Raw genomic sequence first — 12,426 nt, 5'->3', positions numbered from 1 at the left:
GCGTCGGCTGAAGTAGCGGTAGCCCTGCCTGGGGATACCGCTACCTGGGCGACGTTGTGTGGATCATGCGGGCCCGGGTGGCCCGCACGGCGGGCTCACCAGATGCGGCGGCGGCCGGCACGGTGGTTGCGGACGCCACACGGCCGGCCGGGCGGCACGGGAGCCGGTCGGCGCAGCCGGGTCGCCACCGCCGCCACCAGCAGTACGGTCACCACCACCGCCGCGCCCACCACCAGCCGCAGGTTGCCGCCCCCGACCTGGGTCACCGACGCCACCGGCACGCCGGCCTCCTCCCCCGCGCCGCCGGACCCGTCGACGTCCGACGTGGCGTCGGCGGGGGCCACCGGGTCAGGGTCGGCACCGGTCGCCGCAGCGGTCGACGACGGGGTCGGGGGGGTGTCCGTCGGGGTAGCCGCGAGCACCCTGCCCGCCGATCGGAACAGCACGTCCGAGCAGGAATAGTAGGTGTCCGGGGTGTCGGAGTTCTGCCACACCGTGTAGATCAGGTGCCGGCCGGTCAACCCGGCGGGCAACCGCCCCGGGATCTGGTACGACCCGTCCCGCAACGGCGGGTCGGTCACCGACAGGAACGGGATCGTGTCGAGGTCGGCCCAGCGCAGCGGCGTCCGCGGGTCGTACCCGGAGCGGGTGGTGTAGAGCCGGAAGGTGCCCTTGTGCGGGATCGTGCCCCGGTAACGGAACGTGTACCTCGCCCCGGCGGTCAGCTCCGTCGCCGGCCAGTCGGCCCGGGCCAGGTCCAACCCCCGGTAGGCGGAGAGCCCGCCGCTGCACAGCTCACCGTCGGGGATGCGTTCCCGGTCCCGGCCGGCCACGCCGTACACCCGGATGTTGTCCCACTCGCGCAGCGCCGCGCCCGCCGACACCGCGGCCAGGCAGGCCGGCGTGGAGACGTGCGGCCCCTCCGGGCCACAGGCCGCCGAACGGCTCAGCGGGCTGGTCGGAGCGCCGTGCGCGGCGGCGGGAGCCGCCGGGAGCAGCACGGTCACCGCCACGACCGCGAGCGCGGCGAACGTTCGGCGTACGGTCATCTGGTCGACCTCCCGCCCTTGGTACGGATGCGGGCGGGCAAAGGTTCGACGATCCGACGCGCCGGTAACGGGGCCGCAGCAGGGACCGGTTCGCTCTACAGTGACCGCACTTCCCGCATCAAGGAGCACACCGTGTCCGAGCCGGAGCCGACGAAAGACTCCCCGGGGGGCAGCCCACCGCCGCCCGGGTCCCCGCCCGCCGACGGGGTGCCCCATCTGCTGACCATGCCCACCGTGGCGGGGATGCCCCCGGCCATCAGGTGGCCCGGTCGGGAGGGTGAGCCCGGGTGGGCCATCCCCGTCCAGGTTCCGGACGGCACCCTCGGGTACGCCATCTTCCTGCCGCTGGTGCCGGCAGGCGACGTCACTCCGGTCGCGGTCCCGCCCGCCGTCGCGCCGGCCGACCACGGAGACGGCGATCCCACCGCGCCGCCCGGCGACGAACCGGCCGGTGGGTCGGCTCCCGGTGCGGCGGCTCCCGGTGGGCCGGCTCCCGGTGTGTCGGCGGCGACTGCGTCCGGTGGGTCGGTGGTCGGCGAGCAGGCCAGGTCGGTGACCGTCCCGGCACCACGCACCGCCGCCACCCCGACCGGCAGCACTCCAACCGCCGCCACCACGGCCGCTGGCACCACAGCCGGTGGCACTCCAACCGCCGCCACCACTGCCGCCGCCACCACGGCCGGTGGCACCACGGCCGATGGCACCACGGCCGATGGCACCACGGCCGATGGCGCTCCGACCCCACCGACCTCGACGGTGGGCGACCCGCAGCCCGGCACCGGCCAACCCGCGACGCCCGCCACCAGCGGGCCCACGCCGTCCGGGGCCGGCCAACCCGCGACGGCCGGCGGCGGCACGGCGACGCCGGGCGCGGCCAGCCAGCCCGCGACGCCCCGCACCGACGGGACGGCGACCCCCGGGCCCGACCGGCCCGGGGTCGGGCAGCCCGCGACACCCGGCACCGGCGGGACGGCGACGGCGGGGCCCGGTTGGCCCGGGACGCCCGGGCCGGCGGCCGGTGGGCGGCCGGCTCCGCACTGGGGTGGCCCCCCGGCCAACTGGCACCCGACCTCACCCCCGCCGTCGTTCCTCAGCACCCGGTGGCCCGGCCCCCGGCCCGCCACCGGGTGGGCGGTGCCGGCGGGGGTCCTGGCCGGGGCGTTGGGCGTGGCGTTCTTCGTGCCCCTGAGCCGCACCGGCATCGGCTGGTTCCTCGGCTGGTTGATCCTGACCGTCGGGGTGGTCGCCGCCGTCCGCCACAGCACCGGGACGCTGACCCGCACCGATCGTCTGATCCGGGGTGGCTGGGCGGCGGGCGCGTTGGCGTTGCTGGCCGTGCTGGCCTTCCGCAACGCCTGGTGGTTGGTGACGTTCTGCGTGCTCGGGGCGCTGGGCTGCGCGACGTTGGCCATCGTGGGCGGAAGACAGGTCCGTTCGATCCTGTTCAGCCTGGTCGCGGCCCCGTTCGCGGCGCTGCGCGGGCTGCCCTGGGTGCGCCGGCACGTGAGCACCACCGGCTCCGGCCAGCTGGTGCCCCGGGTCGTCGGATCGGTCGCCGCCACCGCCGTGGTGCTGCTCGTCTTCGGGCTGCTGCTCTCCTCCGCCGACGCCGCCTTCGACCAGGTCCTCGGCGCGATCGTGCCCGAGATCAACGCCGGTACGGTGTTCCGCTGGCTCTTCCTGGCCGTGGTGGGTGGGCTGATCGCGGTCGCCGCCACCTACACCCTGGCCGCCCCGCCGGACCTGTCGACGGTCGACCGGGAGGGTCGACGTCACTGGGGGACCCTGGAGTGGGCGCCGGCCATCGCCGCCCTGACCCTGCTCTTCGTCGGCTTCGTCGCGGTGCAGTTCACCGTGCTCTTCGGCGGGCAACGGCACGTCCTGCGCACCGCCGGCCTGAGCTACGCCGAGTACGCCCGCAGTGGGTTCTGGCAGCTGACCGTGGTCACGCTGCTGACCGTGGCGGTGCTGGGCGGGGTCAGCCGGTGGGCCCGCCGGGAGACCAGGGTCGAACGGATCCTGCTGCGGGTCCTGCTCGGACTGATCAGCGCGCTCAGCGTGGTGATCGTGGTGTCGGCACTGTCCCGGATGTACACCTACCAGAAGGTCTACAGCTTCACCGGTGAGCGGATCTTCGTGATGGCCTTCGAGCTGCTGCTCGGCGCGGTCTTCCTGATGATCCTGGTGGCGGGGGTACGGTGGCGGGGCCGGTGGATCCCCGGCGTCACCGTCGGGCTGGCCGTGGTGATGCTGCTCAGCCTGGCCGTGCTCAACCCGGAGGACTACGCGGCCCGCCGCAACATCGCCCGCTACGAACAGACCGGCAAGATCGACGCCTGGTACCTGCGGGCGCTCTCCGCCGACGCCACCCCCGCCCTGGCCAACCTGCCGGACCGGGTCCGCCGCTGCACGCTGAGCTGGATCGACGACGACCTCGCCGAGCCCGACCCGTGGTACGCCTGGAACCTGGGCCGCAGTCGGGCCCGTGCGGAGCTGGACCGGCTGGGCCCCCGCGCGATCGGCGGGCAGAAGGACTGCAAGGCCGCCGACCAGTTCGACCTGCCGAAGACCCGACGCACCCCGCGCTGACCTACCTGCGCCGCCCGGCACCCGGCCTCCGACCGGGGGCCGGACCGACCTCGCTGCCCGGCCCGGTGACGCACCGGCCGGGCAGCGGCGTCAGGTGGGCCCGGCGACGGCGCGGGCGGGCCACCACCGGACCACCGGTGAACATTTTCCGCCCGCCCAGGCAACCCCCCGCCCCGAAACCGCGTGACTATCTCGAATCGGTGATCGGAGGCCTGAATGGGTGATCGCGACACGGCGTTCGCGGCGTACTTCGCGGCGAGGTCGGAGGCGATGCGCGGCACCGCGTACCTGCTCTGCGGCGACTGGCACCGGGCGGAGGACCTGGTGCAGACCGCGTTCACGAAGCTCTACCTGGTCTGGAACCGGGTGTCCCGGCACGAGGTGCTGGACGCCTACCTACGCCAGATCCTGGTCCGGACGTTCCTCGACGAACGGCGGCGCGGCTGGTGGCGGCGGGAACGGGTGGGCGACGAGCAGACCGACCGGGCGACACCCCCCGAGTCACCGGAGACCCGGTTGGTGCTGCTCCAGGCCCTGGCCGCCGTACCGCCACGACAACGGGCCGTCCTGGTGCTCCGCTACTGGGAGGACCAGTCCGTCGAGGAGGCCGCCGCGTTGCTCGGCTGCTCCGCCGGCACGGTGAAGAGTCAGTCGGCGCGTGGCCTGGACACCCTGCGCGGCCTCCTGTCGCCCACCCCCAGCGGAGCCCGGAAGGGACAACCATGAACGGCGAAGAGTTGCGCGAGGCACTACGGACCGAGATGGCGGTCGCCACCCGACCGCCGTCGTTGAGCGTGGACGCCGCGCTGCGTACCGGCCGCCGGGCCCGGGTACGCCGTCGTGCCACCTGGGCCGGCGTCGGGTTGACGGCGGCGCTGCTGACGGTGGTCGGGGTCGGGGCCATCGGGGCCGTCGGCGCACCCGGCTCCGACGGGTTCACCCCGGGCGTCGGCCCCGTCCCACCGCCGTCGGTGCACGACACCAAACCGGCGTGGCCGACCGGGCCGGACGGTCGACCCCAGGAGGACCGGACGGCCCGGGCCGGCACCCGGTACGACCAGGCGGCCCGGCTGCTCGACGACCTCGTCGCGGTGGTGCCGGCCGGCTACACCGTGCCGGCGGACCCGGCGAACCCCCCGGCCGGCCGGCCACTGCTGCGCGACCACCAGGCACAGTTCGACGACAGGGTGAACGGGGTCGAGGTGTGGAGCTACACGTCCTCGCTCACCCTGCAGCAGGGGCAACGGATGGGCCGGTTGCTCGTCGAGGTGCACAGTGCCGGTAACCAACTGCCGACCGAGCCGTGCCCGCTGGCCCGGCAGTTCTGGGGCATGCCGGGCGACTGCGAGGTGGTGACCGTCGGGGCGACGCAGGTCGGGGTGGTGGTCCGCCCCGGCGACGACGACCGGTTCGACCAGTGGGCGGCGTACCGGCATCCGGACGGGGCGGTGGTCTTCGTGGCGCAGTCGCGGCGGCTCGGCGACGGGCAACCGGAACTGGCCGCGCTGCCGTTCACGGTGGATCGACTCGCGGCCCTCGCCGCCGACGACCGGTTTCAGGTGCGCTGACCCGACGTGACCGGGATGAGCGGGTGGCCTGATTGGCGACGGCCATCCGCAATTCCAGCATCCGTCCGATCACCCGCCGGATCACCGTCGATGGCGCATTTCCCCTGGTAGGACAGTATTCGATCAGCCGGAAAACGGCTGTCAACGGAAACCTCGGAGAAACGGGGGCTGGTTAGCGTTCGCGATCGTTGAACGCTCAACTCGCTCCGAGGAGAATCCTTTGACGGTACGAACATCGAGGAGCATGCGCGTACTCCTCCCGGTGATCGTCGCGATGACCGCCCCGCTGGCGCTGGCGGCGCCAGCCGCCGCGGCGTCACCCACCGTGGTCGCGCCGCCCCCGGCGTCCACGACCGACCTGCCCGACCCGACGGCCCGTGGCCCCTTCGGCCACCAGGCCGTCCAGGAGGCCAAACTCGGCCTCGCCAGCATCCAGGAGCCGAACTCCTCAGGCGCCGACCCGACGGCCGGGACCGCCCAGGCCCCGGAACGGATCGAGATCCGGGGCCAGCTGTACACACCTGACTTCACCCGACGCACCACGCCGTCGCCGGTGCTCGTCCTGGTGCACGGCAACCACGGCTCGTGCGACTCCGGTCAGGACACCGCCCAGCTCACCTGCGCCCAGTTCAAGCACAACGAGAACGGCTACGCCTACCTCGCGGAGAACCTCGCCACCTGGGGTTACACCGCCTTCTCGGTGTCCCAGGACCAGCTGATGATGCGGCAGGACGGCAACAAGGGCAAAGGCATGCACAGCCGCCGGATGCTCATCGCCGCCACCCTGGACGCGCTCAGCGCGGCGAACCGCCCCGGCGGGCTGCCGATCGACGAACACACCACCGTCGGCACCACCCTCGCCGGCCGCCTCGACCTGACCCGCATCGGCCTGATGGGCCACTCGCGCGGCGGTGACGCCGTGTCGAGCTTCATCGACTACAACCGGATCCGCACCGACGGGCCGCGTTACCCGCTGCGCGGGGTCATCTCGCTCGCCCCGGTGGACTACGAGCGCAAGGCCCCGTACGGGATGCCGTACCTGTCGATCCTGCCGATGTGCGACGGTGACGTGTCCAACCTGCAGGGCGCGCGGCTCTTCGAACGTAGCCAGTACGTCAACCCGGGCGACCCGTTCCCCCGCATCCAGGTGGAGCACCTCGGCGCGATCCACAACTGGTACAACACCGTCTGGTACGCCGACGGCGGCGCGGACGGCCAGGCCAACAACGACGCCGCCTGCGGCAACTCCGCGCCGTTCGCGACGAACAACATCCACCCGAACAACCTGCGGCTCAGCGGCGCGGCCAGCTACACCGACCCCGACCTGAACTACAAGATCGACAACTCCGACCCGCTGAACCCGGCCGTGAACACCAAGTTCTCCGGCGACCCGGCGCGGATGGGCGACCAGGAGAAGCTGGGGTTGGCGACGATGGCCGCGTTCTTCCGCCGCTACGTCGGCGGCGAGGGCGCGTTCCAGCCCTACCTGACCGGCGAGCTGGCGAACACCCCCGGCGGGCTCCAGGTCCCCGCGTCGGCCTGCCCGACCAGCCCGTCCGGCACTGCGATCGGATGCGACGAACGGGTCAACACCAGCTACTTCGCCGCCCCGCAGGAGCGGGTGGACGTGATCCGGCCCGAGGTCAACAACCCGCTCACCCGTAACGCCCTCGGCGGAACCCTGACCGGCACCGGCTTCGCCGACCCGTACGCGCAGGCCGCCGGGGTCACCCCGAAACCGGCGAGCACCTCCGGCGGGTACGACTGGTGCAACCCGGAGCCGCAGGACTTCGCCCCGGCGCAGCTCGGCAAGACGGGGCTGCCGACCGCCGCCAAGCCCTGCCCGCTGCCGGCGGCGGGAGCGCTCGGCGGGCAGAACGGCACCCGGGAGAACAGCCCGGTCAACCACTCCTACGGCCGTCAGCTCACCCTCGCCTGGGAGCCGGGTTCGACCGCGTCGCTGACCGCCGCGATCCCGGCCGCGTCCGCCGACGTACGGCACCTGAAGGCGTTGGCCCTGAGCGCCGCCGTGAACTTCTTCGACACCCGCAACCCGGGGGCCGACAACCGGGGCGACAACACCCGGGACACCACCGTCAACGGCACCCCGACGAACCCGGTGTGGCCCAACGAGAAACCCACGTCGTACGACCCGGCCTCGACGACCCAACGGTTCCAGATCGCGCTGCGCGACGCCGCCGGTCACGAGGGGACCGTCGACGCCGGTGACCCCCGCTGGGGCAACGCCCTGCACATGTCGACCGGCACGAACACCCCGAACACCCACATCGTCCTGGACCAGATCCGGATCCCGCTGGCCGAGTTCGCGGCGCAGGGCGTCGACGTGGGCGCGCTGGCCAAGCTGGAACTCCGCTTCGGCGTGGGCGACCTGCCGAAGTCCGGTTCGATCGAGCTGGCCGACGTACGCTTCCAGGAATCCGACGCGGGGGCGCAGCTCCTGTCCGACGGCGACCGGGCCGACGGCGCGGGTCACGGCCCGTCCGCCCTCGGCGGCCCCGACCCGGCGACCTACCTCGCCGGGTACGACAACACCCCCGGCAACGTCGCGCTCGTCGACCCGGTGGCGAACCCGCAGGGCAACACCACGTGGACGGTCGACGACGACCGCAAACAGTGCCCGACGGCGGACTTCACCTCCATCCAGCGGGCCGTCGACTTCGCGTCGCCGTGGGACACCATCGTGGTGTGCGCGGGCGTCTACCAGGAGTCGTCGACGCCGGTGAACCACGCGTCCAACCCGGTGCAGACCGGTGCGCGCAACGGCCTGACCATCACCAAGCCGCTGAAGATCAAGGGGGCCGGCGCGGACAAGGTAACCATCAAGCCGGACCCGTCGCTGGGTAACCTGGCTGGCGACCAGCCGTACCTGCGCGACGGCGGCGGCAACGTGATCACCGTGTCCCGGCAGTCGCTCGGCTCGACCGACACCAACGAGATGTTCCTCGACCTCTCCGGCGTGACGGTGACCTCGGGCGACGTCTGGGCCGAGGCGGGCATCGCGTTCTTCGGCGCGGCCGGCCGGGTCGCCGACAGCGTCGTCGGCCCGCTGCGGGTGGCGAGCACCGACGAGGAGTTGGCCGCGCACCCGCACGGCTGGGGCATCGTCAAGACCGGCATCATCCGGGGGGCGGGCACCGGCACCGTCGAGAGCGAGGTGACCGTCACCGGCAGCGTGGTCAGCGGCTACCAGTCCGGCGGCATCCTCTTCGACGGCGCGCGGGGCCGCGACGGCACCCCCGAGACCACCGTCCGCTCCGGCATCCGCCAGCACGGGTACGTGACCGACACCGTGGTCACCGGCGAGCCGAACAGCCGGTTCCCGCAGACCGGCGTCGCGTACACCAGCGGGACGGACGGCTTCGTCACCACCAGCCGGATCACCGGGAACTACTTCACGCCCGCACCCCAGCGGTCGTACGGCATCCTGCTGACCGACGCCGGCACCGAGACGGCCGGGGCGCTCACCGGCACCCGCAACGTGCTCACCGGCAACGGGTTCGCCGTCTACAACGCCAACGCCGACAACACCGCCGTACGCGAGGGTGCCCCGTTCGCCCTGACCGGCAGCTACCTCGGCGCGGGGCCACCGGTGTCGGGCGGCCCGGCGGTCCCGGCCACCGGCGTCGAAGCGATCTCCGGCGTGGACGGCACCGGCAGCGCCACGGTCACCGTCACCAAGCGCCGACCGACCCCGCCACCGGCGGTGCCGACCACGGTGGGTCGGGTCGCCGACGCCGCACCCTCCGCCGAGGTGGCCGACCCGGGACGCGGCGCGGTGCTCCAGGTCGGGTCGACGGTGCACCCGCTGATCCGGGGTACCGACGACTTCGCCATCGCCTCGACGAGCCTGTTCGTCAACGGCACCCTGGTCGGCACCAGCACCACCGCCCCCTACCTGTTCGACTGGACACCGGCGGCGAAGGACGCCGGTAGGCAGGTCAAATTCCAGGCGATGGTCGTCGACTCGTCCGGGCAGTCGACGCTGTCCAAGCCGGTCGTCGGTACGGTCGACCCCGCGACACCGGCTCCGACCGTACGGATCGGGTCGGTGCAGGCCGACCCCGTCTCGGGTACGGCGACGCTCACCGCGACGGTCAACACGGCCGGCACCCTGACCCTCACCGGGGAGAAGGTAAACACGGTCAGCCGGCAGGTGGCGAAGGCGAACACGGTGACGGTGACCGTGACGGTGGCGCCCGCGTACCGGCAGACGCTGGTCAGGACTGGTCGGCTCGACGTGACGTTCACTGTCGGGTTCGCCAACGCGGCCGGCCAGAGCCTGGGCGAGGCGGTGCAGGTGACCCTGACCAGGACCTGACGGCCCGGCACCGGAAGGGCCCCCTGGGTCCTTCCGGTGCCCTCGGGCGGTGCGGCCACCCGACTATTGCTCCCCTGAGAAGGCGGGGACCTACTCAGTCAACTCCGTACCTGCTCCAGATCGGCCAGGCAACGCCAAGCCGGCACAGGCGTAAACCCGCCAATGACGTCGAGCCGGACGAGGACCTTCGAAGTGCATGAATAGGGCTAACATCCTCGGTCCTGACCAGCATGCCCGGCATCGCCTCAGGACCACAGCCCGCATCCTCGAAGTCGGCGACTGCACCGCCTTACCCACCCCCAGGCCAGGCACCTCGCCACCTATGCCGGCGTCGCCCCCATCCGACGATCGTGAGGGCAGTCCGAAGATCGCATGGCGTAGTGAATATTTGAATCTTGAGCAGGGTTGAGGTGACGGTTGCGGTAAGTCGAGGTCGCTCAGGTCCGCGGGTGCTGTTCACTGGGATGCTGCTGGCGGACCAACTCGCGATCAACGCGGCAACGATCTCATTTTACACCCAAACCAATAGAGGATGATGGCGTAATACATACTGCAACAGTCAATTGTTATTTCTGTTTTCAGAGGCGTTCTTCCTGCCAACCTTTTTGGCCGCCTCCCAGACAACCCAATGAAGCATTTGGTCACGATCGACCGCAGCGGCATTTGATAGGCGTCGGAAATTCTCAATAGGCACATCGAGCCGAGAATAGCATAACTCAAACCGTTCAGCGCCAGACGCTCGTGCGGGGTTCATGACCGCAACCACAATGCACATCCAGCTCGGTGCAGGAGACGACTCCCGAAGGTATGGAAAAAGAAAGTAGCGCCATTCCTCCTGAATCTCGAGACCTTCACCCTTACGACTAAATCCGCAGCTCCTAGCAACGTCGACGAGCACAGAAATCTCTCGCGAAGACGCCGCCTTGGCAATCCGGGGAACAGGCCAACCGAAGCGCGACCTGACCAGCCCACTGCGCCGCAGCCTACCAATCATGACCACACCCTCAAGGGAACTCTGCAATCAACCGCATCAAATTTTTACCGCACAACCAAAAATTCAGTATCGGGCATAATTCCGCCAAAGAATGGATCATTCATTCTCCTGAGAGCCTCCCCGACTCTATGGTTTCCATTCACAACCTCACGCACCTCGAGCACCACACTACCCCCAGCTCATTCGGATTGTTGATCGAATCAATCAACTGCTGATCGGACAACCCTCGAGTCCGCGAAATCTTGATTGGATCTCCATAGTTCAGGAAGGTCAACTCCTTCCAGTTCACGAAGTTTGACCGCCAAGAAGACCCGGCGCCCCCGCAAGCCAACAACCCGACCGCCGGGCGAGGCCCCACGCTGATTCAAATTTGCTCTACATAATCAAGAGAAGCAGCCCGGCCGAAGCCGGGCCGCGCGCACGCGCCATAGACCTACGGCCCCGCGCGCACGCCCGCCACGCCGAGCCACTCAACCCCGAGGAAGTCATCCCGGCGGTCTTAGAACTCCTGCACAACCATCGCGGACGGGCCACCTTGGGGATCGATGCCACGCCGCCGAACCATCCGGTCACGCACGGCACACACTTATATGCATCGAGAGGCATCCATGACAAGGCGGCCCTGACGGCAACCGTGACGGCAACCCCAGCTGACGACCAGCCACCCGTGCGTACATCCGTCACCCCCCGAGGTCGTCAAGCGCTGCTCTGCCACAGAGCCGAACCCTACGTACCGCGCGTACTCGGCACCCGATTCCCACGCCATGCACAGAAGGCTGCGCCAAAGTCGTTGACGTCGGTGCAGCCCCTGGCAATGCGGCAACCGAGCACTATCTGTAGCCCACCAATTCATCCCTCACTACCGTCATGGACCACATCACGAGGTCCACCGGAACCCGATTCCCCAGCAAGTCGATCGACAAATCGCCCGTTGGCGGCTGGTAGCAGTGCATCAACTCCCCTCCGGTCCGAGGCGTTAGATCCCACACCTCGGCCATCCACCCACCCGACTCTCTGTCGCTAAGTACTGTGATCTCAATAAGGGCATCCCCGTACTGGTGAACCGCCATGCTTAACTCTCCCTAAAGGAGTGGAGAACCCAGTCACCGACACCGCCGGATTGCCGGAACTGCACACCCTTGTCGGGCAGAAGAAATTCTTTCACATTATCGCCAGCCCTGTTGGTATAGCTTTGAGTGGCCGTCTTCGGATGCGTAAGAATATCTTCTAGCGCGTCTTGCCCGACGCCGTTCCAGCCGGTCGGATTTCGCTTTCCGTCAGGTACGGCCCACTGACCATTATTCGTTGCCCGATTTCCATGCTTCTGCTGCTCAAATCCTGCACGAGTGAAACCATTCTTGTCAGGCGCCTTACCTGCTGCTGCGAGATCATCAAGTGAAGGTCCACAGTTGTGCACGAGGACCGGCGTTGTGCCGGCGAGCACATAGTACGTGTGGAGGGTGTCGACGGTGAGGTTGTGTACGACCTCGGGTTGGGTGCGGAGGCGTGTACCGGCTACGGCTGCTGGTCGGTGGTCGGCGGTTTCGAAGGTGTAGCCGGGCTTGAGGTCCTTGGCTTCGCGCCATTGCTGCTGGTCGGCGACCCAGAAGGGGTGTCCGGCGGTGGCGGTGATCGTCTCGGCGCGGCTGCCCTGGGGGCCGTCCACGGTGACGGTGATGTCGACGAGTTGCTTGGTGCCGCTACCGACGATCAGAGCGGTGACCACTCGCGGCGCGGTCCGCCCCGTGGTGGGGTCGGTGGCCAGGACCTTGTCGCCGAGCTTCACGTCACGGATGGGCTTGTGGCTGCCATCGGCCATCAGGACCTTCGTGTCGCCGGTGAAGCTGTTGCCGGGGCGGCCGCCGCTCCGGCTGCCGTCTGTCACCT

6 protein-coding genes are annotated in these 12,426 nt (G+C 70.1%); 4 read left to right on the top strand and 2 right to left on the bottom strand.

Translation table 11 applies throughout. The annotated features are described in order from the left end of the window. Window positions 1-95: 95 nt before the first annotated feature. Window positions 96-1,049, bottom strand: a complete 954-nt coding sequence (locus tag AB0B63_RS23830; protein WP_357022327.1) for a lytic polysaccharide monooxygenase — start codon at window positions 1,047-1,049, stop codon at window positions 96-98. Window positions 1,050-1,181: 132 nt separating this feature from the next. On the opposite strand from AB0B63_RS23830, the gene AB0B63_RS23825 reads away from it, so the two are divergent. The 4 genes from AB0B63_RS23825 (at window position 1,182) to AB0B63_RS23810 (ending at window position 9,545) form a co-directional block, all read left to right on the top strand. Further along, a complete protein-coding gene (locus tag AB0B63_RS23825) occupies window positions 1,182-3,638 on the top strand; it encodes a DUF4153 domain-containing protein (RefSeq protein WP_357022324.1) in 2,457 nt (818 codons plus the stop codon). A gap of 216 nt (window positions 3,639-3,854) precedes the next feature. After that, window positions 3,855-4,364, top strand: a complete 510-nt coding sequence (locus AB0B63_RS23820) for a SigE family RNA polymerase sigma factor (protein ID WP_357022321.1) — start codon at window positions 3,855-3,857, stop codon at window positions 4,362-4,364. Next, window positions 4,361-5,206, top strand: coding sequence for a hypothetical protein (locus tag AB0B63_RS23815; RefSeq protein WP_357022319.1), 846 nt, complete (start codon window positions 4,361-4,363; stop codon window positions 5,204-5,206). Before AB0B63_RS23820 ends, AB0B63_RS23815 begins: the two co-directional genes overlap by 4 nt. A gap of 244 nt (window positions 5,207-5,450) precedes the next feature. After that, on the top strand, window positions 5,451-9,545 hold the full coding sequence (locus AB0B63_RS23810) for an Ig-like domain-containing protein (RefSeq protein WP_357022316.1): 4,095 nt from the start codon (window positions 5,451-5,453) through the stop codon (window positions 9,543-9,545). A 2,066-nt stretch (window positions 9,546-11,611) separates the two neighbouring features. Here the strand turns inward: AB0B63_RS23810 and AB0B63_RS23805 are convergent. Beyond that, window positions 11,612-12,424 carry a Hint domain-containing protein gene (locus AB0B63_RS23805; RefSeq protein WP_357022313.1) on the bottom strand — a complete coding sequence of 271 codons (813 nt, stop codon included), beginning with the start codon at window positions 12,422-12,424 and terminating at the stop codon, window positions 11,612-11,614. Window positions 12,425-12,426: the final 2 nt, after the last annotated feature.

It is taken from the genome of Micromonospora sp. NPDC049081, from assembly GCF_040648835.1.
In the GTDB taxonomy this organism is placed as follows: Bacteria; Actinomycetota; Actinomycetes; order Mycobacteriales; family Micromonosporaceae; genus Micromonospora; species Micromonospora antibiotica.
Note: the sequence above shows the minus strand (reverse complement) of the source record. Positions and strands in the feature narration are given on the sequence as shown.

What these genes read in the sequence shown, in the direction of transcription:
- AB0B63_RS23830 (WP_357022327.1), bottom strand. Translation starts at nt 1,049, where the DNA reads ATGACCGTACGCCGAACGTTCGCCGCGCTCGCGGTCGTGGCGGTGACC.
- AB0B63_RS23820 (WP_357022321.1), top strand. Translation starts at nt 3,855, where the DNA reads ATGGGTGATCGCGACACGGCGTTCGCGGCGTACTTCGCGGCGAGGTCG.
- AB0B63_RS23810 (WP_357022316.1), top strand. Translation starts at nt 5,451, where the DNA reads ATGCGCGTACTCCTCCCGGTGATCGTCGCGATGACCGCCCCGCTGGCG.
- AB0B63_RS23815 (WP_357022319.1), top strand. Translation starts at nt 4,361, where the DNA reads ATGAACGGCGAAGAGTTGCGCGAGGCACTACGGACCGAGATGGCGGTC.